This window comes from Granulicella sp. S156 (assembly GCF_009766105.1).
In the GTDB taxonomy this organism is placed as follows: domain Bacteria; phylum Acidobacteriota; class Terriglobia; order Terriglobales; family Acidobacteriaceae; genus Granulicella.
In genome coordinates this window covers 755,371-777,811 of sequence record NZ_LMUH01000013.1, presented here as the reverse complement: position 1 = coordinate 777,811, position 22,441 = coordinate 755,371, and the positions used below count along the sequence as shown (strand labels likewise).

Annotated in this window: 15 protein-coding genes; 5 read left to right on the top strand and 10 right to left on the bottom strand. The window is 54.8% G+C overall.

All coding sequences use genetic code 11. The features are described 5' to 3' along the window. Positions 1–18: 18 nt before the first annotated feature. From GSQ91_RS13070 to hrpB, 4 genes are all read right to left on the bottom strand, one after another. Positions 19–648 (bottom strand): OmpH family outer membrane protein, encoded by a 630-nt coding sequence (locus GSQ91_RS13070; RefSeq protein WP_158822038.1) that lies wholly within the window; start codon positions 646–648, stop codon positions 19–21. A 42-nt stretch (positions 649–690) separates the two neighbouring features. After that, positions 691–1,608: a hypothetical protein gene (locus GSQ91_RS13065; RefSeq protein WP_158822036.1), complete on the bottom strand. Its 918-nt coding sequence runs from the start codon at positions 1,606–1,608 to the stop codon at positions 691–693. Then, complete coding sequence (locus tag GSQ91_RS13060; RefSeq protein ID WP_158822034.1) at positions 1,605–2,336, bottom strand: RNA polymerase sigma factor; 732 nt, start codon at positions 2,334–2,336, stop codon at positions 1,605–1,607. Before GSQ91_RS13060 ends, GSQ91_RS13065 begins: the two co-directional genes overlap by 4 nt. A 175-nt stretch (positions 2,337–2,511) precedes the next feature. Next, positions 2,512–4,851 carry an ATP-dependent helicase HrpB gene (gene hrpB / locus GSQ91_RS13055; RefSeq protein ID WP_371417108.1) on the bottom strand — a complete coding sequence of 780 codons (2,340 nt, stop codon included), beginning with the start codon at positions 4,849–4,851 and terminating at the stop codon, positions 2,512–2,514. Positions 4,852–5,039: 188 nt separating this feature from the next. Between hrpB and htpG the strand changes: the two genes are divergently transcribed. Beyond that, entirely contained in the window at positions 5,040–6,905 is a 1,866-nt protein-coding gene (htpG, locus tag GSQ91_RS13050; protein WP_158822032.1) for a molecular chaperone HtpG, read from the top strand. A 150-nt stretch (positions 6,906–7,055) separates the two neighbouring features. On the opposite strand, the gene def is transcribed toward htpG, so the two are convergent. Continuing rightward, positions 7,056–7,619, bottom strand: coding sequence for a peptide deformylase (def, locus tag GSQ91_RS13045; RefSeq protein ID WP_158822030.1), 564 nt, complete (start codon positions 7,617–7,619; stop codon positions 7,056–7,058). A 133-nt stretch (positions 7,620–7,752) separates the two neighbouring features. On the opposite strand from def, the gene GSQ91_RS13040 reads away from it, so the two are divergent. After that, positions 7,753–8,256, top strand: a complete 504-nt coding sequence (locus GSQ91_RS13040; protein WP_158822028.1) for an Lrp/AsnC family transcriptional regulator — start codon at positions 7,753–7,755, stop codon at positions 8,254–8,256. Positions 8,257–8,428: 172 nt separating this feature from the next. Here the strand turns inward: GSQ91_RS13040 and GSQ91_RS13035 are convergent, their stop codons facing one another. The 3 genes from GSQ91_RS13035 to GSQ91_RS13025 all read right to left on the bottom strand — a co-directional run bounded on the left by GSQ91_RS13035 (position 8,429) and on the right by GSQ91_RS13025 (position 12,002). After that, positions 8,429–9,721, bottom strand: a complete 1,293-nt coding sequence (locus GSQ91_RS13035) for a D-tagatose-bisphosphate aldolase, class II, non-catalytic subunit (protein WP_158822026.1) — start codon at positions 9,719–9,721, stop codon at positions 8,429–8,431. A 9-nt stretch (positions 9,722–9,730) separates the two neighbouring features. Beyond that, positions 9,731–10,918: an SIS domain-containing protein gene (locus GSQ91_RS13030; protein ID WP_158822024.1), complete on the bottom strand. Its 1,188-nt coding sequence runs from the start codon at positions 10,916–10,918 to the stop codon at positions 9,731–9,733. Between the two features lie 94 nt (positions 10,919–11,012). Beyond that, on the bottom strand, positions 11,013–12,002 hold the full coding sequence (locus tag GSQ91_RS13025) for a carbohydrate kinase family protein (RefSeq protein ID WP_158822022.1): 990 nt from the start codon (positions 12,000–12,002) through the stop codon (positions 11,013–11,015). A gap of 420 nt (positions 12,003–12,422) precedes the next feature. On the opposite strand from GSQ91_RS13025, the gene GSQ91_RS13020 reads away from it, so the two are divergent. Then, positions 12,423–13,475, top strand: coding sequence for an amidohydrolase family protein (locus GSQ91_RS13020; RefSeq protein ID WP_158822020.1), 1,053 nt, complete (start codon positions 12,423–12,425; stop codon positions 13,473–13,475). A 132-nt stretch (positions 13,476–13,607) separates the two neighbouring features. On the opposite strand, the gene GSQ91_RS13015 is transcribed toward GSQ91_RS13020, so the two are convergent. After that, positions 13,608–17,150 carry a TonB-dependent receptor gene (locus GSQ91_RS13015; protein WP_158822019.1) on the bottom strand — a complete coding sequence of 1,181 codons (3,543 nt, stop codon included), beginning with the start codon at positions 17,148–17,150 and terminating at the stop codon, positions 13,608–13,610. A 247-nt stretch (positions 17,151–17,397) separates the two neighbouring features. Between GSQ91_RS13015 and GSQ91_RS13010 the strand changes: the two genes are divergently transcribed. Next, complete coding sequence (locus GSQ91_RS13010; protein WP_158822017.1) at positions 17,398–18,183, top strand: DeoR/GlpR family DNA-binding transcription regulator; 786 nt, start codon at positions 17,398–17,400, stop codon at positions 18,181–18,183. 42 nt (positions 18,184–18,225) lie between these two features. Here GSQ91_RS13010 and GSQ91_RS13005 read toward each other — a convergent pair whose 3' ends face one another. Continuing rightward, positions 18,226–20,085: an alpha-L-fucosidase gene (locus GSQ91_RS13005; RefSeq protein ID WP_254064550.1), complete on the bottom strand. Its 1,860-nt coding sequence runs from the start codon at positions 20,083–20,085 to the stop codon at positions 18,226–18,228. Positions 20,086–20,328: 243 nt separating this feature from the next. Between GSQ91_RS13005 and GSQ91_RS13000 the strand changes: the two genes are divergently transcribed. Next, the gene (locus GSQ91_RS13000) at positions 20,329–22,401 is read left to right on the top strand and encodes a beta-N-acetylhexosaminidase (protein ID WP_158822015.1); all 2,073 of its coding nucleotides are present in this window, start codon (positions 20,329–20,331) and stop codon (positions 22,399–22,401) included. The last annotated feature ends 40 nt before the right edge of the window (positions 22,402–22,441 follow it).

Sequence of the window (22,441 nt, the reverse complement as noted above, 5' to 3'; positions counted from 1 at the left end):
CGGTCTCAGCTGAACCTTCTAGTGTGGTGCAGGTGCTGACGGGAGCGATTGCGGAGGGTTCCGGGTGGGAGAGATCTTATTGGTGTTGCTGTGTGGTGTTGTTTCGCCCTCGGCGTTATAGGCCTTAATCAATTCGTCCGTGACGTCCATATTCTTTGCCATATACCAAACTACCGGGGACGTGTCAGAACCTCGCTCAATCACTATTGAAAAACCGTTGCGTTGCGAGTACGCCTGCAGAAAGGCATACACCTTCTGCGCGATTCGCTGGTACACCTGCTGGGAGTCAGCTTGCGAGTCATTGCGGAAGTCTTCGGCCTGGCGCTGCAGCTGTTTCTCTTTGCCGTCGAGTGATTTTTCATGCAACTCTTTCTCTGCATCGGTCAGTTTGTTGCCTCCACCGCTCAGTTGTTTCCGTAAGGATTCGACCTCATCATTCAGCGCCTGGAGTTGAGCCTGACGCGGTGCATACCTGGTCTGCAGTGCCGCAAACTCGCGCTGCGCTTCGGTCGTCTGCAGAACGGCAGTGTTGAAGCTGACTGTTACAAGGTGCTCGGGATGAACTTCGTTGGTGGATGCCTGGGCAAAGGCACCCACAGAAAAGCCTAGAAGGAAAAACGAACGCACGACTGCCAGTGACCGCTTCATTGCGACCTCTTTCGATAGAGAAGATTGGGGTGGGTGAACTACTTAAGGGATACGGAAATCAGATTGGATGAGCTTGAAGTTGAAAGTTCCATTCGGGATAGAGGCATCCTGGACAGGCGATTGTCGAACCTCGCTGAGGCTACCCAGGAGAGACTTTTCCTCATTGAGGAGAAAGGTATGCGCGAATACGTTTGCGTCTCGCTGAATCCAGGTTTCTACTATTTTCTTCCCGCTAACCGGTGAAAGAGCAGGATAGAGATTTCTATACGTTCGCGTCAGCGGGAGCTCACTTATAGGCAGCGTTGTCGTCGGGATTGAGTCATTGGGTATCCTGGGCTGCGGCGTATACATCACCAGAGTTACGCGTGGTGTCCTCGTTGCAGCAGTATTCTCATGAGGCTGCGGAGAAGGCGTCCTCGCAAAAGCATCGTCACTCTCATCGTGACTGCGGCGCGTCTTGAGTTGCTGATGGTCGATGGTCGCGGACAGTGTCCCATGCGTTTGTAGAAGTGCTGGTTTTGCCTGCGAGAGGCTCACTTCGCGATCGACGATATCTTTCGGCCCAGATACCTGGGTTGAGTTAGACAGGAAGGTCCTAGTCGAATGAAAATTGTGCCACGAAGATACGACGGTGATCGTTATAACCAGGAGAGCAACGGCAGACAACAACGACATATAGAAGGGATTGAGCTTTTCCGCACGAGGCTTTAGCGGGATTCCTTCGCGGTTGGCACGCATGAGGAAACGGTCGTGCATTCCTTTTGGAAGTCGCTGATCCGATTCCTGGAGTGCGTGTACCAAAAATAGTTCTGCACCGATTTTCTTCATTTCGAGAAGCCGCTGACTGCAGGCATCACAGATAGCACAGTGGGCTCGAAGATCGGCATGCTGCTCGTGAGTCAGGTGATCGCCCGCAGCTAATGCACACATCGTGTCGAAGGGGATGTGATCGTGTCTCATCGTTGCCCTCCCTTCGACCTGGGGGCAGGCGTTTCGGCACTGCGATCTTTGAATAGAGCTTTTCTAAGCTTCTCCAGGCCGCGATACAGGTTGTGGCGGACGACGCGCACGGTTTCTCCAGTACGAGAGGCAACTTCCTCGGCGGTCAGGCCTTCGTAATACACCAGTTCGATGGTGCGCCGCTGGCGAAGTTCGATTTGGCCCAACACCTCGCGGATCAAGATGCCCGCCTCTATGGAGGGATAGGCCGTTGAGCGTAAGGACTCAGAAAGGCTATCGATAAAGCTCTCTTCCAGGGGATCAGTGGAGAAAAATCCAGTCGCGGAGAGGTGGCGACGGCGATCAAAACTCCGGTGATAGGCAAACATCAGTAACCAGGTCTTGAACTCTCCCTTACCGGGATCAAACTGTTCGATGGAGCGAAAGACATCGATGAATATTTGCTGAACGGCATCTTCCGCTTCGGCGTCGTTACGGAGAACTCGCCTTGCGATCGCAAACAGGAGTGGGCTATGCCGTTCAAACAGCGTAGTGAGCGCATCGGACTCTCCAGCCTGGAGACATCTGGCTAGACGTTCATCCGACAGAAGCTTGTATCGAAGATGACCGAGAAGCGACGATCCCGCTGCCGTCGGGGCTACGGGCAGGCTGTTGACGCCGACATCGAGGACTTCCCCCGCATGTGACGGGATTATGCCGAGGTCGAGCCGTGAGATGCGGGAGCTCATCTCGTTCCCCTTGCAAGCGCACCTTGCAGGAGGGGATCTACCGTCTCATCGCGCCCAACTTCTATTCTGGACATTCGCCCTCCTAGAAAAGTATGCGCGCGTGAGAAGGTTTCTTCCCCACGTCCTAAGAAAATATGTGCGCCAACGTCTACGGCAGCAGCAAACGCTTGTGACTCTACTTCCTGATCGTCTCTTGTTGAAGATGCGGCTGCTCCGGCCATGCGTGCCTGGGATAGCGGCGCATCAGTTCTCGTCGAACCTGCGGGTAGAGGCGCTCCCAGAATCCGGCAAGGTCGGTGGTCGTCTGTACCGCGCGATGGTTTGGCGCCAGGAGGTGAACGACGAGCGGTGTCTTATCCGGCCCGATACGGGGAGTGTCCTGCATCCCGAAGAAGTCCTGGAGGCGGGATGAGATCCATGGTGGCCTTTCCTGCTCATAGTGAATCTTCGTCTGCCGTCCATTTTTGAGACGAATGCTGAGAGGCGCTACTTCGTTGAGGAGCCTGGCGTTCAACTTCCCCTCAAGGAGGGGCATGAGGCTCTCGGCTGCCTCCTTGAGTTCGGCGAAGCTTTGGAGCCCCATACACAGGTCGCGCAGCGCCTGGGGGATGTCCGGTGGCTCGAATCCCGCGAAGCTCAATCGAGCCTGGAAGTGCTCCAGCGCTTCCTTTTCTACAAAGCGATCTATGCCTGCTTCGAGTGCTTTACGCGCGAGCAGGTCGGCGGCTTCGGGACCCGGGGCGGCTCCTCGCGACTCCTCTATGACCAGCTTGTCATAGAGCAGAGCGCTTACTTTCTCGACCCGCTCTGTGGTGCGATTCCAGGACACAGTTGATCTCTCTTCAACACGGTCTGAGAAGAGATCGAGCAGCCACTCCGGCTCGATTCTGGCGGTCATGCGGATGAGCGGCAAGGGATTCTCCTGACGGTCCTCCGCATCGACTGCGAGCATGAATTCATAGGGTGGCGGCTCGCCTGCGACCTCGGCCGAGATGCCTGTCGATAGCAGCACCTGATTGCCAGTTCGCCGCCGGGCTACACGATCGGGAAAACCAGTCAGCACCGAGAGCAGCAATGCTTCGTCATCATGACGAGTCTGTTTTGGCGGTCGAGCCATCCTGAGCAGTTGTTCCGTGTGCTGCCGCAAACGATGGTCCTGCGGCAGGTCCAAGGCAGTAAGCAGATCGTTCTTCTCACTGCGGGCTCCCAGTCCAAGCATCGCCGTTGCACGGCAGCCATCCTCTCCGACGCCTCGGTCTAGCGCTTCGATCAGGATGCGGGATAGCCGCGGAGGCAACGGAAAACGGGCAAGGCGCTGCGCCATTGCACCAATGGCTCCAAGGCGGTCGAGCAGCGACTCAGCGCTCTGCACGGCCTCTGCCGGTGGAGCATCCAGCCAATCAAGGTCAGCTACCTTCATCGCGCGAAGGCTGAGCAAAAGCTGAGAGAGATCAGTGCGGGCGATCTCGGGAGTGTCGTGCTCCGGGCGCAGTCTGTAGTCTTCCTCCGGATAGAGACGCACCACCTGGCCAGGGCCGGTGCGGCCGGCTCTTCCAGCGCGTTGGGTTGCGGAGGCCTTGCTGACACGGCCTACCTGCAACGTCGGCAGTCCGGTCCACGGGGAGTAGGTGGCGAAGCGTGCCACACCACTGTCGATGACCGCAGTAACTCCTTCGACGGTCACGGAGCTTTCCGCAACGTTGGTCGCGAGGATAAGCTTTCTCTCCGCAGACGGCAGTACAGCGCGGTCCTGCTCCGCGGGGGAAAGATCACCATGCAGGGGCAGTACCACCAGACCCGCTTGGCGAGCGATGGTTTCGCACTCGCGCATGGCTCGACGGATCTCTGCGGTTCCTGGCAGGAAGGTGAGGATATTGCCGGAGTGTTGCTCTCTATGGAGCAGCTCTACGGCCTTCCTCACCTGAACAGGCAGTGGTTCGGATGAGTGCAGCAGATGCCTGATCGACAACGGAAACAGCCTTCCCTCAGACCGAAGGATGGGGCAGTCGCCAAGGTATCGGGCTATCGGCGCGGCATCGAGTGTGGCCGACATCACGATGATGCGTATCTCCGGTCGCGTGATCTGAAGGCGCTTCAGGAGTGCCAGAGCAAGATCGCTATCGAGGTGGCGTTCGTGGAACTCGTCGAGGACAATGGCGTCGATCCCCTTGAGGACTGGATCGGTCAGGAGCCGGCGAGCGAGAATGCCCTCCGTGACAAACCGCAGTCGCGTGCGCGAGCTGATTTTCTCCTCGAAACGGACCTGGTAGCCAACTGTTTCTCCGACATCTTCGCCAAGCTCCTGCGCGACCCTGCGGGCAGCCATGCGAGCCGCGATCCTGCGGGGTTCGAGCACGATGATTTCACCGCTGACAAGACCGAGAAGGGCTGGAGGAACGCGCGTGGTCTTGCCGGCTCCCGGTGGCGCTTCGATGACGAGGTTGGGCGTGTGCTGCAGGGACGAAAGAATCTCCGGCAGAATCGCATCCACCGGAAGTGCTGGCTTTCGACTCACTGCGTTGATCGGAACACGGGGGTTCCCATGGCGTCAATGCTGTTGCCAGGCATTGCTCCCTCCGCGGCTAAAGCCGCTTTTATGGGATGCCCTAACGGCGGGGCTGAAGCCCCGCCCCTTCAAAACAAAAGCCTGGAACGAAGGTTAGCCCCCAAGCTTTGCCTATCCGTTCTTTTTATAATGGGACTATGTCGAAACGTGAATTTCAGACCGAAGTCAGTCAACTCCTACAACTGATCATCCACTCTCTTTACTCGCACCCAGAGATCTTCCTGCGCGAACTCATCTCGAACTCCTCCGACGCGCTCGATAAGCTGCGCCACCTCACGCTTACGGACGAGGCCTACAAAGCGCTGCCCTTCAATCCTCGCATCGACCTGGAGCTCGACGAGGAGAAGAGCACCCTCACGATCGCCGACACAGGCATCGGTATGAACGAAGAGGACCTGGTCTCGCATCTGGGCACCATCGCACGCTCCGGAACGAAGAACTTCCTCTCACAGCTCTCCGGAGACGCTAAAAGGGATTCGAACCTCATTGGCCAGTTCGGCGTCGGCTTCTATAGCGCCTTCATGGTTGCAGACCGCATCGAGGTCGTCTCCCGCAAGGCTGGTGAAGACAAGGCCTGGCGCTGGGTGAGCGATGGCAAGAGCGGCTTCGAGATCGAGCCCGCGGAGCGCGACGTCGCCGGCACCACCATCCTGCTTCACTTCAATGAGGAAGGCAAACAGTACGCCAACAGCTGGCGCTTGCAGGAGGTGGTGAAGAAGTACTCCAACCACATCGCCTTCCCGATCTTCCTCACCTACGACAAGAGCGAGTGGAATGAAGCCGAGAAGAAGTCGGATAAGGTCCGCACCACCGAACAGGTCAACGCTGCCAGTGCCCTCTGGCGCCGCCCTAAGAGTGAACTCACGGAAGAGGATTACAAAGAGCTGTACAAATCCATCTCTGGCGATTCACGGGATCCGTTGTTCTGGTTCCACACCAAGGCTGAGGGGACGCTGGACTACACCACGCTGTTCTACGTGCCTGCCAAAGCTCCGCTTGACCTTTACCAGGCTGAATACAAGGTGGGCGTGAAGCTCTATGTGAAGCGCGTGTTCATCATGGATGACTCCAAGGAGCTTCTGCCACAGTACTTGCGCTTTATTCGCGGCATTATTGACAGCGAAGACCTTCCGCTCAACGTGAGCCGCGAGATACTGCAGCAGAATCGCGTGCTGACCAGCATTCGCACCGCCAGCGTCAAGAAGATTCTCTCCGAGTTGAAGAACATCGCAACCCATCAACCGGAAAAGTACCTGGAGTTCATCACCGAGTACAACCGTCCGCTCAAGGAGGGCCTGTACGGCGACTATGCGAACCGTGAATCGCTCCTCGATCTGGTGCGCTTTAAGTCCACGAAGGTGGATGGCCTTACCGGCCTGGCCGATGTGAAATCGCGCATGAAGGAAGACCAGAAGAGCCTCTACTACATCACTGGCGGAAGCGAATCGTTACTCCGGACGTCGCCTCTGCTCGAGATCTATAAGAAGAAGGATATCGAGGTTCTCATTCTTGATGATGACATCGACGAGATCGTCTTCTCGGGTATCGACAAGTATGGGGACCTCGAGCTCAAGGCCGTCAATAAGGCTTCTACCAGCGATGACTTGAAGGATGAGGCAGAGCCGGACAATGCCGAGGCACTGAAGCCTCTGCTCGACAAGCTCAAGGCCACGCTGGGAGACCGCGTGAAGGATGTGAGAGCCTCCGTCCGACTGGCAGACAGTCCCTCCTGCATCGTCTCCGACGAAGAGGAGCCTTCCCTGCAGATGCAGCAAATGCTGCGTGCGATGGGACAGAAGGATATTCCTGCACCCAAGCCCACGCTTGAGATCAATCCCGACCACGAGATCGTCAAGAAGCTGCTCTCACGTTCTGACGATGCCGTGACTCAGGATGCGGCCTGGATGCTTTTTGACCAGGCTTTGTTGATGGAAGGAGTGCCGTTGCAGGATCCTGCGGCCTTCGTTCAACGCCTTAACCGTGTGCTCAGTCTTTCGATCTAGGGGAACCGGGGTCAAGTGGCAAAGGGGTCTGGCCGTGAAGGGACGGTATATCGTGCAACCGAGATATACCGCCCCTTCAGGGCTCTACCTTTTCTTGGTCCGTAACCCAGGGTGGAGTAAATGCGTGCTTCGATCCGGAATTTGATCCAATCATTTAGGAGAATGGTTTTTCCAATGTCTTGTGTAGTTTTCGAGGGAAGAAAAACTACGGGCTTGCATGCGGTCGATGTATAGCGTGCCGTGCAGGTGGTCAATCTCATGCTGGAGGATGCGCGCATACCATCCTGAAGCCTCAATGACCCGAGGCTCGCCCTCATGATCGAGACATGTGACCCGTACTTCTTTTGCCCTGGGTACCAGCGCGGTGAAACCGGGCAAGCTTAAACACCCTTCGAAAAAGGTCGCGGTTGGCTCTCCGCGCAGTTCAATGACTGGGTTCACAAGGACATGGAACGGGATCACTTTGCGCCCGCGCTCCTTCAGCTCAGCTTCGGTAAACGTCTTTTGGTACTCAGCCTTGTCTTCGATAACTGCAAGCTGCAACGATTCTCCGATCTGGGGAGCGGCGAGACCGACTCCGGGAGCATCGCGAACGGTTTCTCTCATGTAGTCGATGAGGTTCTGAATCGAAGGGCTCAAGATCTGCTCCTTCGACAACGCTTGCGCCGGAGTTCGCAAGACCGGTTCCCCAACGGTGGCAATCTTTAAACGCATCTTCTGTCACCTTCGGAATGATGGATTTATGGTGTTCCCTATAATCTGCATTAGAAAGAAATGCGTAACGACCTTTACACAGGATAATAGTCAACAGCTATTGGTTATAGTCTTTGATTTCTGGAGAACGTGTATGACTGGATTGGCCTCACCGGACATCGATAACATCGATTGCGAGATTCTGGCAGAACTTCAAGCGAACGCACGTATCGCTTTTGCAGAACTCGGTCGCCGCGTGGGGCTGTCTACCCCGGCCGTCATTGAGCGGGTTCACCGGCTTGAAGAAAAACAGGTGATTGTTGGCTATCGCACCCTTGTCGATCCATCGAAAGTAGGACTGCCTGTGCGTGCCTTCGTCAAAGTAACGGTGGCGGGCGACAAACTCACAAAGTTCTCCGCGCTTGTTCGAAAATTACCCGAGGTACTGCAATGCCACCGCGTTACCGGCGCCGAATCCTTCATGGTACAGATAGCCGTTCGAGATGTGGCCCACATGGAGGAAGTCATCGACTCCATGATGCCCTATGTGGCGACGAACACGTCGATGATTTTGGCATCACCTGTTCCGTGGAACAGCATCCTGCCGGCGGTTCGCTATAGCCAGAAGCCACGACGGAGTAAGCCCGGGGACTCTTAGAGCGTGTCGAAAGACTCGCGGTTGCTCTTGTTGTTTTGTCTCGCCTTGCGTCTGTGGTGATGCCAATGCGGGGGTCCTTCAGCTCCGCTTCAGGATGACGGCGAAAAACAAACAACAGCAACACTTACAAAATAGGTGCAATCGCGAGTTTTTGGGACAGATTTTTAGGACGCTATGCCTCGGAGGTGAGTCCGCCACAAGCCTCTATATACGGTTCGAGAGCGTCTCCGATCTTGTCGAGGATCAGAGGGACTGGGGAATTCTCTAACTCATGGTTTCGAACGCGAACGTATTGAATTGGGAGATAGTCGGATAGCAACGTCTCCGGAATGCCCGTTCTATCGAGATTCTCAAGAAGTTTAGCGACAGCCGCCGTGACGGTGGGGAGAGTCCAGTAATAGCGAATCCGATCGCTGTAGCTATGTATCCGCAACCGTTCGACCACCAGCAGTTCGCCGCTGTAGTGCTCTTTCCAATGTTCCGGATGCTCGATCATGGCTTGCTGAAGCACCTCTTCAAGGTGAGAACGATGTTCTTCGGAGACCATTCTCTTTTCAATCAAGAGAAGCGCGAAGATTGCCTGTCGCATTGCATAGGTAAGAGCAGGGCCAACTTTCAGGATGGCGAACCCATCCTTCACCAACTCGACAAAGGCTTCAGGCCTTTGGTAGTCGGTTGAATGGGCTTCAAAGATAAGCGACGGGTGCCGATCGAGGAGCGCGCACAACTGGCGAGCCTTTGGCCGGTCATACTCCACTACATCTTCGTGTCCGAATTCGACACCCGGCTGGACGACAAGAGCGACCACTCGTGTCCACGCATCGTCTATGCTTGCTGAAGCAAAAGCATTCTTGTGCAGCGTCAGCGCCCCTTCTGCATCGGACGGCTGAGTGACACACACCGCTAGCTCCTCCGTAGAACCGCCTGGCACCGGCACTTCTGTACCTATTACGTAGCGGAAGTGTTCGTGGCCGGCAATCCCCTCTGCCACCTTGGCTAATCGTGCTGCTCTTTCCGCAATTACAGCATCGGGCAACGGTACCGGGTCGGATTTGCAAGCCATGCTTGCATCCAGGTGGATCTTCGTAAAACCGGCTTTCGCAAATGCTGCTACAAGGTCGGCTGCATGCTGCATGGCTTCCGACGCGGGCAGATGGCGCCAGGGGTATGGCCCCAAATGGTCTCCGCCCAGCAATATCCTGTCCTGGGGGAAACCTACGCGAGCCGCGATGGAGAACACGTATTCGCGGAACGCTTGAGGGGTCATGCCGGTATAGCCACCGAATTGATTCACCTGATTGCAGGTCGCCTCAATCAGCAGCGGTTCGTGGCTTTTCGCGATCTTCTTCATCGCAGCTTCAAGAACCCAAGGATGGGCTGAGCAGACGGAGTAAATCCCAGGGGTCTTACCCTTCGTGCGTAGCCGTGCGAGATCTTGAAGATCAAAGGTGGATGCGGCGGACATACAATCTCCTCAATAAATCATGATGGGTTGAACGACCCGGCTGATCGCACCGTTTGGACTCGGCGAGTCTGGCGTTAGACCATGATGAAGGCTAAAGAACAGTCCTAGAGCCTGCCCGAAGAGAACATCGATCACGGGCCTGTAAATATCCGGCACATCCCAATGACCAACGGGCGCGAGTATCTGGGTGTTCTCAATCTCAGGAAGAAGTCGTGCCCCGCAGCCGATCACAGCGACTGACGCGCCTACCAATTGCTTACGCTCAATCTCACGTAACAGGTCAATTTCATAGCGCTGACGTGTGCTCTCCGTGGAAAGAAAGCAGATGAACAGGGTTTCCCGATCGAGAGCGGCCATGGGTCCATGCCTTAGACCAAGTGTCGTCTGCGACATTGTTTTCACCTTGCCGGCAGTCAACTCGAGCAATTTGAGCGCTGACTCCTGTGCCACTCCGGCAAGTACACCCGATCCGATAAAGCATGCGCGTGTGTAATCCAGCTCTGCAAGAGTTATCGCCATCTTCGACGCCAGAGGCAGGAAGCTGTCCGCCGCGGTGCACATCGATTCGACGATGGGCGCATACTCCGCCGCAGACCATGTGTGCGCGAGCGCCTGCCCGAAGAGAACCATGTTCGTAAACGAACTGGTCATCGCCAGGCCTCTGTCATTGGTCTCTTCGTCAAGCACGATGCTGAGGCAGTTATCCTGCCCGGTGATCATCTGTGTCATCTTGCCAGCAGCATTGCAGGAGATCACTAAATGCGAGATGTGCGGCTGCTGCGCAAGCGCGCGCTGCAGAACCGCAACCCCTTCGGGGCTATCACCAGAACGCGAGAAGGATACCCAGAGATAGGGTCGGTCTTTGAGAATGAGGTCGGAAAAGTCGATGAGGAGGCTGGTGCTCGAGACCGCTTCTACCTCACATTGCCACTTTTGCCGAAGCAGGTGATGCAGACACTGTCCGATGTAATCGGACGTACCTGCTCCCACCAAATACACAATAGGCCGTTGATCCGGCGTCGCCTGAAGGCCAGCCTTAATAAGAAACTCCTGAATCTCCGGAAGACGCTTCTCAAAGAGCTTCCAAGTGCTCCTCCATGTAGCGGGCTGCTGAGCAATCTCATGCGGTGTGTGCAGCAGGCCGCGTTTTTCTTTTTCCGCTGCCGGCAGATCGAGTAATTGTTTGAGAGGATTCATGTCTTCCAAAGCTCCTAATGTAGTACCCGCTAGGTCTGTTCCTGGCGTAAAACGCATTTACTTTCTCCAATCGAACCTTCTAAGGACCGATCCGTTATCCCTGTGTAACGCGGTCGGCGCCGGCGTTCGTAGAGTGACATGGAAGGTGGGGAAAATTGTGGTCTCGTAAAAACTTTTCGCGGTCATTCGCCGTGCGAAACGCCTCTGTACCACCTGACCGCTGCGTGGAGAGTGCGCCGGTAATATTGCCGGCGGCTGCGCTCTCCTCCGCACTGTAGCCAGAGAGCCATGCGGCGAGAAACCCTGCATTGAAGCTGTCTCCCGCACCGATTGTGTCCACCGCCTGAACAGAGACTGGTGGCACGTGAGTCCGGTGTTTCCCTGCCTGAACAATCGCCCCCTCGTTACCGCACTTTACGGCGATGATTGGGACTACGGCTGCAAGTGAATCCAGCGCCTCCGTTACGCTCTCCCGCTGGGTCATGCGACACAGCTCCTGTCGATTCGGCAAGAGAACATCAATAAGAGGAAGCAGCTCCGGCAGGACTCCACCCCACTGGTCCGCAGGATCATCATTCGTGTCCAGGGAAATCGTGAGACCCCGCGACTTCAAATCGCGAAAGAGGGCCGGTAAATCCTTTTGCAGTCCACGCTGGAGAAACAGTGAAGAGAGGTGAAAGTGGCGTGCCGAGGCGAGATAGCTGATATCCAGATCAGCGCACGACATCTCGCCCATTGTCCCGGGATAGGTGAGAATACGTCGTTCGCTGCCATGTTGGAGAAGCACGGTGACCCCAGTGCCCACGCCCTCGCGCGCATGCACCACCTTGCTCAGATCTACGCCGCTTTCCGCCAGGCGATCGAGTGCAAGGCGACCCAACTCGTCCGGCCCCACGCGGGTGATAAAACCCGTTGCGAGACCCAAAGACGCCAGGTTATGCGCCAGAATGGCGGAAGAACTACCGAGCGTCACCTCAAAGCCTGTCGCCAGAAGCTCCCGCTCCACGGGGATCTCCGTCGGGAGCCCATAAAAAATGAGATCCAGATTGATCTCGCCGGCGATCGCCACATCTAACGAACTCATAAACGCACTCCAAAGTCTATCCTATTACGAATAGTTATCATAACGTACAAAAAGAAACAATACGAATTTAGAAAACGACAAATAGAATCCCTAAATGCATACATTGTGTTAGCGTAGTGGATCACAGACCGACCGAATGTTTCATTTACAATCGTTTCCGACGCGTTCCCGTGCCGGGATGATTCGTCTTCGCCATAACTGAGGCTGCAGATTGACCGCTACGTCTCGATGGACAGTGCGGTGTCCTGGCAAGCCTCAACATCCGTTCAGCCCTTGCATGAGAAGCCGGATTGCTTTATATTTCGTTTTATTTCGATTTAGATTGACAGATAGTTTGGCGCTTCGATAGAGTGCCCACATTAGCCTTGCGCGACGCTCGCGTTTACGTCATTCTCCAACAGGCAAAAGGAAGCCGATCCAATGACCGTACCCAAGAATGAGGATAAATTTGTCGCCATGGTAACGGCACAAGCAGAAGTTACACTTCCGCTTGGCAGTTTTCATCCGCGCTCTACACTCGTAGCCAATAACCATGTCGTTGAAAAGCCCCAGTTTCCGGTGATCGATTACCACAATCATCTGGACGCCCTCGCTCCTCGGGATGTTCTTCGCGTGATGGACGCTTGCGGTATCGAGCGCATCGTCAACATCACGATGCAGACAGGAGAGAGTGCGCTTAAGGGGATAGATCGCTTTCGTTCCGAAGATCCGCACCGTTTTGCCACGATTGGCTGGATGGATTGGAGTGGGGTGGAGAGCTCAGACTTTACCAAGATGAGCTGCGACCGCCTGGAACGTCTGGTGGAACACGGCGCGGTGGGCATCAAGTTCTGGAAGGATCTTGGGCTCAGTGTACGAGATGGTTCGGGAGAGCTGTTGCGCATCGATGATGAACGGCTGGCTCCGATCTTCGATAAGGCCGCGGAGCTGGGCGTGCCTGTGATGTTCCACACGGCCGATCCTGACGCATTTTTCCTACCGATTGATGCCCGTAACGAGCGCTACGAAGAACTAGCGGCGCATCCGGACTGGGCCTTTAGCGGCACACAATATACCAAGCAGGAGCTGCTTGATCAGCGCGACCGGGTCATCGCAAGGCATCCGAAGACGACCTTTGTGGCTGCTCATGTTGCCGAATGCGGCGAGAACCTCGCACGAGTCACGGAACTGCTGGAGGCCTATCCGAACGTTTATGTCGATATCAGCGCCCGTGCATCCGAGCTAGGAAGACAACCCTACTCGGCACGCAAGTTCTTTCTGAAGTTTCCCGATCGAATCCTCTTTGGGGCCGACCTCTTGCCGGAAAAGGAGATGTACCGTTTGTACTACCGGTTTCTTGAGACCGAGGATGAATACTTCGAGTATCCCTCGCATGCCTCGCGTCAAGGCCGCTGGAGTATCTACGGTCTGAACCTTCCGGCTGATGTTCTGCGAAAGGTGTACCGGGAGAATGCGCTGCGTTTACTGCCCTAGTCAGCGCCTCAAGGCAGATCAATCTGGAAGCTGCAATAAATAGACAATATTTCGTAGCAATGTAGTTATAGCCTTAAAAGGCGAGACGTGGATTTTGAAATCCACGTCTCGCCTTTTAACTATTGCACTTGACTAGAAATTGTAGTGCGCGCTGAGTTCAATCTGTCGCGGTGGTGAAGAGACATTGGTTATCTGTCCGAAGTTACCGTCTGTTATGTTGCTGTCTGGGGCACTGTAGCTAGCAATATTGAACAGGTTATAAAAATTGGCACGGAACCCAATCATATGCTCACCATAAATATGGAAGTCCTTGAAGAGCGAGGCATCCACTTGACGATAGCCAGGTCCGCGTTCGCTATTGGAAGCTGCTGTCCCATATTGCTGCTGACCTGGAGTATTGGATTCTGAGCCGTACGCACACACACCGTTATCCGAAGTAATGAGAGCGCACTGACTTTGAAGTGCAGACACGCCTGTCTGGGGATTAACCACGTTCACAAAATCTTGCACCGAAGGGTCCGTTCCCCACCAGTTATTGAGGCTCCGATGCACAATCTTGAAGGAGCGATACCGGTTTGCTCGCGCACTAATAGTATTACTGTTAATGCTGGTATTGTTTGGGCCAGTAATTGTAACGGGATATCCGCTGTAATTGATGAGCGTAGCCGAAAGCTTCCAACCGCCAACAATCAAATCGAGCGCATGATTCATGTCGTGGCCATAGTCTTGTCCGCGACCGACAGGCAATGTGTAAACACCGTTGAAAGTGATGTTGTGACGAATGTCGGTGCTTGCAGGGCCGTAATCCTGGGCGTAGTTGAAGTAATTTGTGGCGTTACCTCCATAGTTACCACTAGTCTGGTCCGCCAATGCCTTCGAATACGTGTAGTTGGCCGTGAACTCGAGCCCATGATGGGTGCGTTGCCGCAACGTCATCAACAGGCCGTTGTAGTTCATCATGGCCGACGATCCAGTTACAAGAACGTTTGAGCTATTTTTACCAACGCCTGGGATATTCGAATAAGCCGTATTGAGTGAGGCAGGCCACAGCGACTGATCGTTCTGAATTGCGGCTGGAAGAAGTGAGAAGATATTCGCCTGAGCTATCGTGAATTGCCCAGGATAGCCATAGTTGGAAAGATGCTGGCCAGATTCACCAAGGTAACCAGCACTCAGCGAAAGTGTATTGGTTAAGGCGTATTCCGTCGTAAGGTTATATTGGCTAACGTAAGCAGGCTGCTGGTTTTGCGGCCAAACAGAGTAGGTGGTAGATCCCTGGCCATTGAACTGCGTACTGAACCCGTCTTCAACCGTTGATGGTGTACCGCCATTGGTGCCAGATGGATTGGTTGCGATGACAGAGCTGAATGATACGAAAGGCGGGCTGGAGGTAAGCCGCTGATTGAAGTTATCGCCCTCAAGGAAGCTGGTTGCAGAATAGCCGCCGCGAACAACGAGACGTGGAACGATCTGATAGGCAAAGCCGAAACGCGGCATGAATTGTGTCCAATTGGCGTTATAGCAGGCGCGTGTCGGGCAGACGATCGACCCGGGAACGGCCCCAGCCGGAACCGAACCCGCATACTCCACTACTGCTACCCCACTTTGGAATACGATATTGGCCGTCTTGTCATGCGCTTCATACCAAGGCTGATCGAACTCGTAACGGAGACCGATATTGAGAGTCAGTTTTGGCGTGATTTTCCAATCGTCCTGAAAGTATCCGGCCATGCGCCACTGGCGATTGCCATCTTCGCCAAGACCCGACGAAAGCCCATTGGAAGCAACTCGATCAAGAACAAAGTCCGTTGGTGCGTAGCCCAGGCTGTTTAATAGAGGATTTGAACTTGGGTTGCCTGAAAATAGGCCACTATAGCTGAAGTTTCCGAGAAACCCCGAGTCGCCAGTACTGCCAGTATTGATATAGTTCTGCTGATAGCGCCTGGCCTGTACGCCCATCGTAAGCAGATGCTGGCCATGCTGCCAAGTTAGATTGTCGGTGTATTTGAAGGTGTTATCTCGAACAATTCCAACACCTGCCGTCGTACCGGGGTTGGTTCCGCCAAAACCTTGCTGTGAGAACCCAACATAGCGTTGCGTTCCAAACGGAATGCCTACGATACTGTTTCCGCTCAAACCAAAGGCTCCCGACGGATCGAACGGAATGCCTTGATCCCAACGGACGCGCGTAAAGCCGAAACGTGCCTCATTAACAATTGCATTTGAGAAAACATGAATCCAACTGCCGCCACCAATATGTATAGGAAAGACATTGGTACTAGGAATGGCAGCCGGAAATGACGCAGAAGTCGCGTCATACCCACGTCCTGATGAGTAGAAGGCCGAGAACTGGTTCGAGCTACCTGGGTTCCAATCGATCTTGATGTCATATTGATTGTTGACGATGTACTTCTGCTGCGGCGACTGATAGTTGCTTTGCATCTTGCCGTCGGTCGACGTCGCATTGGGAAGCGGATAGAGTTCAGGATGGGCGAAGAGAAACTTCGCAACCGGATTCACTATCGGGACCTGATTGTTAGCATAGGGAACGAAGTTATTCTGCGTGTCGTAAAGCTGGATTGGAGTAAACTCTGGTTGGCCGTTAGCACCTATTGGGGGATTTAATAGTGAAGAAAAATCTCCCGCGCGCCATGCGGCCGGCATCACGCTGCTAATAGCGAGGCCCCCGGAGTGATACCGGTTCCCTTCATAGTCTCCAAAGAAAAAGAGTTTCTTGCTGCGCAAGATGGGGCCGCCCAGCGTGCCTCCGAATTTTGTCTGGGTATAAGGATTTTTGGCGACAATCGGGGTTTGGTCTTTGTTGTGCCAGGAGTTCGTATCAAGATTGTAGTTTTCAAGATAGAAAAACGCAGAGCCGTGAAACTGGTTATTTCCTGATTTGAAGATGGAAACGATTGAGCCGCCATTGGAGTTTCCGTACGTTACGCCAGCGTTTGCGCTGACGGTGCGAACCTCCGCAAGCGCTTCAACGGCGGGATTATACGCAATCAGATTTTGCTGCGGCTCGTTGTTGTCGGCACCCTCAAGCGTGTAGTCGTTTTCCTGGTTGCGATTTCCGCCGACAGCAACAGTAGCGCCGAAGCCAGTGTCTCGCTCAATTGCGTTGCTACCCGAAAAACCGTTTGGCGTGGCGACCGTACCAGCAGAAAACTCCGCCACCTGTGCGAAGTTGCCACCATTCAGGGGCAGGTTTGCAAGCTGGTTTGCGGTAAACGTGGTGGCCAGTGTCGCATCCGTCGTATCCAGAATGGGAGCGACCTCATTCTTTACCTCGATGCTGGCGCTGCTGGAGCCCACCGTCAGGCTGGTGTTGAACTTTGCCGTCTGATTGACTTCAAGCGCGAAGGGCGCGATGGTCTGCGCGTTGAAACCCTGCGCTTCGATCTTCACACTGTACGTTCCAATTGGCAGAAAGCGAATGGCGTAGTCGCCGGAGCCATTTGTCGTCGATTCAGCCTTAACGCCTGTGCCGGTGTTCTCAGCGGTTACGTGCGCGCCAGAAATCACGGCGCCGCTCGGATCGGCGACGGTGCCGGAGATCGTTCCTGTCACATTCTGCGCGAGCAGAACAGGTGTATAAAAAAGTGCCGCTATGGCAATCGCAATCCCTGAGAGACGCGTACAAAGCTTTGTAGTTCTGGCTGTTTTCATCATTTGAACAACTCCAAGTTGCATACGGCATAAGGAATTCATGCGGGGACAGAGCCTGGGTTCTCTCGGATATCCGCTGGCCACGATATTGGGAATTACTTGATGGAAAGAGCATAGAAACCTTCGTGAAGCCTTGTCAACGTAAAATTTCACAATTTTGAACAAATGTGATTCATATGCTCAAATGGTTGCGTAACCCACAAGCGATTCAGGTGTATGCGGGTTGTGCCTCATTAGAATGAACTGACCTATGGCTCCAAAAACTAAAGATCGCGCGAATCAAATCCTTCACGTCCTGCTTCAGAAGGGGCAGAGCTGTGTTGAGGATCTGGCTGTCACCATCAATGCTTCCCCGGCAAGTGTTCGGCGCGATCTGATTAAGCTCGCGCAGCGCGGCCTAGTGAACCGCACCCACGGCAGCGTGGAGTTGGCTGGAAAGATGACCTACGAACCGTTCCGTTTTGATGCGGCTTTTCCGCTGCGCGAGGAGCGTTTTACGGATGAGAAGCGACGTATCGCTATCGCAGCATCGGAAATGGTCAATGAAGGCGATACGATTGCGCTTTCGCCGGGTACGACCACCACACAGGTGGCGCGCAGCCTGCGGCATCGCGAGGGCATCCATATCGTGACGAGCGCGGTGAATATAGGAATGGAGTTTTCCAGCCTTCCTAACGCCCGTGTGACCCTTACGGGAGGTTCGATTCGCTGGCCGGGCGCGTTCTCAATGGTTGGGGCGACGGCTTTCGACTCACTGCAGCGACTCTTCTTCGACAAGGTGTTTATCGGGGCGTGCGGCATTCATCCCGAACATGGCCTAACGGTGATTGAATCCGACGAAGCGCTAGTTCTGGGTGAGATGGTGAAGCATGCCAAACAGGTGATTGCAGTGGCGGATTCGAGCAAACTCGGCATGTTCACCTCCGTCAAAGTCTGCGGCACAAGCGCTCTACATACCATCATTACGGACGACGCCGTCGACACCAAGATGGTCGAGGCCTTTCAGCAGCAGCATGTCCAGGTGATCGTCGTTTAGGGACCGCCTGGCATTTGCGATGGATCTTGCCGGTACCCGGCCCTATTTGGGTTCCGGTGTTAGTTCCAGACTTAGAATTCCATCTGGAAGTTTGGTTCCCTTATAGAAAGGTTCGGGCGGGGTGATTTCGATGCTCGTAACCGCTCTGTTTTCGATGCGAATATGGTCCAGAACCGCAGTCCCATCTCCTGATGCTGATGTGGAAGCCAGTTGGATAGGCTGACGTCGTCCGTTCACTACAAGATCGACGGATGCGGGTGTCTGTGACGGCTTATATCGGAGTGCCACACGATATAAGCCGGCGGTGGAAGCTACATGCCAACGAAGTTTGTATACAGTGCTTGGCGCTTCATAGCCATAGCCGTTGTAGTTGACGAAATGGTCTGCCTTGCCAGTCCCTAGAACAAAGTGGCCGTCCGGTTCGGGAGCAATGGCCGCAGGGCGTACCTTCAACTCTCCGGCAAACGAGGCGACGATTACCGGAAGAAAGGTGTTCTCCGAAGAGCCGTCTTTTTGCGTGGCTCGCAATCGGTTCAATATCGCCCCAAGATTTTCTGTTGAGATGGATACGCCAGTAGCATCCCGATGGATTGCGAGTTCAGTCTTCGCGGGATCGCCCAGGAGATAGGCGTGCTGCAGGGAGGTCTCAAGCCCAGGAAGTCTGAGATTGCCAGACTTGCTATCCGGATTGTGCAGGAAAAGGTAGAGTTTTCCCTTCCCAACCGTGGCATAGCCGAAGTCCAACTGACGAAAGGGTTGGGGATCGGTCCCGTAGATTGCCTCTCCATTCGTCGAGATCCAGCGACCTATGCCACGCAGGACATCTGCTTCAAACGGAACGATCGATCCATCTCCAGCAGGGCCGATGTTAAGGATGAAGTTGCCGCCACGGCTGACGACCTGTGCAAGCCGGAGAATGTTCTCGTGAATTTTGCCCTGCAGATCGTCTCGGCGCTGCCAGGAACGGTACCCCCAGGTCTCGGGGAAGATGGAGGCAGGAGTCTGCCAGGGTTCGTCGATGACGAAATCGGGAACCTGATTGTCTCCCATAACGGTGAAGTCTCCCTGATAGTTGAAGACTCTACCGGAGACCATGGTCTGCGATTGCAGGTCGTGGACGGTACGGGTGAAACGCTCACTCTGTAGCGGTGTGGGCTTGCCCATGTCGAACCAGATCTCCGAGAGAGGACCGTAGTTCGTGAGGAGTTCTTTGAGCTGGGCAACATTGAAGTCTTCATGTGCGGGAGGGATAGGGTTGCTGTTGCCCTCGATGTAGCTGCTTGCTCCGGGGTAGTGCCAGTCGATGGAAGAGTAATAGACGCCGAATTTCATACCGGCCCGCGCACAGGCCTCCTCAAGCTGCTTGACGACATCCTTGTGATACGGCGTGGCGTCAACGATGTTGTACGGAGTTTGCTGCGTATGGAACATATTGAAGCCGTCGTGGTGCTTGGCTGTGATGACGATGAACTTCATACCAGCGGCTTTGGCCAGTGCGACGATAGCGTCCGGATCGAACCGTGTTGGGTTGAAATTTGCAGCGAGAGCCGCATACTTGTCGAGCGGTATTGGCGCGTTCGCCATGATCTGCTCACTGTATCCGTTGTCGATCTGCTTTCCGTCCCATACGCCACCCAGCGTGGAGTAAAGGCCGAAGTGAATGAACATGCCGAACTTCCTGTCTTTCCACTGCTCGATAGTCGCCTGCGTAGGCCGGGGGCCAGGAAGCGGTCGAGGCTGGTCTAAAGAGGGGGCATTCGCAGGGTGCTTTAAATCGTGGGCTGATGCCTGAGCAACAGCAAATTTTGGCAGTGCAGCGAGGAGCAAAGGCAACGCGATTGCGACGCTCATCGGAATCCGGGTGGCCTGTTTCTTCATGAGCTTCGATTCAGTCAAATGCATTCTGCGTCTCTCCAGGGCTGTTCTATCGTTGCGATCGACATATTCTTTTGCGCAAAAAAGGCAATTGGATCATCCGAAACTTCGTTTGCGATCATATTCTTTCACTTGGACGACGAGTTTGTAATATTGTGGTTTGAGCAAGACTGTCCTGAATAGCGCTTTGACGCCAGTGGCGGCCTTTTTTTGAAGTAGCTTCGGCTGACAAAGAGCAAAACGAGAAAACGAGTTAGAGAAGGAGTTGTAATGAACCGTACGCCGGTCCTGCGTCATCACTGTACTAAAGGTGTCAGCCTCGGAGTATTCTGCCTTTTTGCCTCTATGGCCGTCTCCGCACAATCGCCAGTCTTCCAGAACACGCTCCTCCCAGAACCGTCGCGGATGACTACTGCCAGCGGCTCTATTCCCTTCACCAAGGACTTCACCGTCTCTCTCAGTGGCGCCCATAACGTCATCCTCGAAGAGGCCACACGCCGCACACTCGATGCGATGGAGGCATATACCGGAGTCCAGCTCAATAAAGCGCCGCAGGATGCCAACGCGACCCTGACGATTCAGGTGCAGGACACCACAGGCACGCGTCCCACACTGGATACCGATGAGAGTTACTCCATCGACTCTACCAGCAATAAGGTGATTTTACAGGCTAAAACTGTCTTCGGAGCCCTTTATGGCCTCGAAACGTTGCAGCAACTACTCCAAGTCGAAGACGGTCACTACGCCATACCAGCTGTCCAGATCAACGACTCGCCGCGCTTCCCCTGGCGCGGACTCATGCTGGACGTAAGCCGTCATTTCATGCCTCTACCCGTCATCTATCGCACGCTGGACGGTATGGCCGCCGTTAAATTGAATGTCTTCCACTGGCACCTCACTGACGATCAGGGCTTTCGTATAGAAAGCAAGCGGTTCCCCAAACTCACGCTCATGGGCTCCGACGGGCTTTTCTACACCCAGGACCAGGTGCGCGATGTTATTCGTTATGCGAGCGCCCGAGGCATCCGCGTCGTTCCGGAGTTTGACGTTCCCGGCCACGTAACCAGTTGGTTTGTAGGCATGCCGGAGTTCGCCAGCGTTCAGCGTCCTTATGCAATCGCCCGCCCGTTCGGCGTCTGGGACGGAGCACTCGACCCAACTCAGGAGAATACGTACAAGTTTCTCGATGCGTTCATCGGCGAGATGGCAGACCTCTTCCCCGACGAGTATATGCACATGGGCGGAGATGAGAGCAACGGTAAAGACTGGAAGGCTACCCCACATATCGTAGCCTTCATGCAGGCCCACAACATGAAGTCCACAGAGGAGCTACAGACCTACTTCAGCACGCGTGTCCTCGCTCTGGTGAAGAAACACCATAAGCAAATGGTCGGCTGGGATGAAATTCTCAACCCCGGTACCCCTAAAGACGCAATCATCCAGAGCTGGCGCGGCGTCGAATCACTCTCGGTTGCGGCCAAGCAAGGTAACCGTGGCATTCTCTCTGCACCCTATTATCTCGACGGAATGAAGAGTGCCGAACGGATGTATCTCGACGATCCAATTCCGGACGGTTCCACCTTAACAGCCGAGCAGCAAAAGCTCATTCTTGGCGGTGAAGTCTGCATGTGGGCCGAGCAAATCACCCCGCAGACTGTCGACTCGAGGATATGGCCGCGCACTGCCGCCCTTGCAGAGCGCTTCTGGTCGACTCGTGAGACGCGTGATGTTCCCGATATGTATCGGCGGCTTGCGGTCGAATCCATTCGGCTGGATGGCCTTGGGCTCACCCATATCTCCGGACCACAGTCCGGTCTGCGGCAGCTCGCCGGCAGCGAGGAAGGAAGCTCTCAACTTGCGGTGCTCATCTCCGTACTCTCACCTGGTTCTCTTCATGAACGCTATAGCCAGCAGAAAACCTCGCAGCTCACCCCTATGGCCAATCCTGTCGACTACACGCGGCCGGATCCCCCAATCCGAGAAGAGCTTGTTCTGCTCGTCGAACGATATCTGCATAGCGCCTCGCCCACCGAGCACACGGCTGCGCACCAGCAGCTTACGAACCTCTTCCAATCATGGATCGCGACCGGAGCAGCGCTGGACAGCGTGGCGGCCGAGCATCCCAAGCTGAACCAGCTTTCTCTTCGTCGCGCCCAGCTACCGAAACTCGGCCTGCTTGGCATCCAGTCCATCGACTCCATCGAGTCCCACACCGTGCCCACTTCTGCGTGGGTAGAGGAGCAGAGTACGCTTCTCAAGGCGGCGGCTGAACATTCGGAATTAACTAACTTCGCCATTCTTCCACCGTTGCAGCAACTCTTCGAGGCTGCTGGAAAACAATAACCAAGCACAGATGCTGTGAAAACAGTTAGGCCGAAAGAAG

Coding starts and splice junctions, on each gene's coding strand:
- GSQ91_RS13070 (WP_158822038.1), bottom strand. CDS start 648: ATGAAGCGGTCACTGGCAGTCGTGCGTTCGTTTTTCCTTCTAGGCTTT.
- GSQ91_RS13065 (WP_158822036.1), bottom strand. CDS start 1,608: ATGAGACACGATCACATCCCCTTCGACACGATGTGTGCATTAGCTGCG.
- GSQ91_RS13060 (WP_158822034.1), bottom strand. CDS start 2,336: ATGAGCTCCCGCATCTCACGGCTCGACCTCGGCATAATCCCGTCACAT.
- htpG (WP_158822032.1), top strand. CDS start 5,040: ATGTCGAAACGTGAATTTCAGACCGAAGTCAGTCAACTCCTACAACTG.
- def (WP_158822030.1), bottom strand. CDS start 7,619: ATGCGTTTAAAGATTGCCACCGTTGGGGAACCGGTCTTGCGAACTCCG.
- GSQ91_RS13040 (WP_158822028.1), top strand. CDS start 7,753: ATGACTGGATTGGCCTCACCGGACATCGATAACATCGATTGCGAGATT.
- GSQ91_RS13035 (WP_158822026.1), bottom strand. CDS start 9,721: ATGTCCGCCGCATCCACCTTTGATCTTCAAGATCTCGCACGGCTACGC.
- GSQ91_RS13030 (WP_158822024.1), bottom strand. CDS start 10,918: ATGAATCCTCTCAAACAATTACTCGATCTGCCGGCAGCGGAAAAAGAA.
- GSQ91_RS13025 (WP_158822022.1), bottom strand. CDS start 12,002: ATGAGTTCGTTAGATGTGGCGATCGCCGGCGAGATCAATCTGGATCTC.
- GSQ91_RS13020 (WP_158822020.1), top strand. CDS start 12,423: ATGACCGTACCCAAGAATGAGGATAAATTTGTCGCCATGGTAACGGCA.
- GSQ91_RS13015 (WP_158822019.1), bottom strand. CDS start 17,150: ATGATGAAAACAGCCAGAACTACAAAGCTTTGTACGCGTCTCTCAGGG.
- GSQ91_RS13010 (WP_158822017.1), top strand. CDS start 17,398: ATGGCTCCAAAAACTAAAGATCGCGCGAATCAAATCCTTCACGTCCTG.
- GSQ91_RS13005 (WP_254064550.1), bottom strand. CDS start 20,085: ATGCATTTGACTGAATCGAAGCTCATGAAGAAACAGGCCACCCGGATT.
- GSQ91_RS13000 (WP_158822015.1), top strand. CDS start 20,329: ATGAACCGTACGCCGGTCCTGCGTCATCACTGTACTAAAGGTGTCAGC.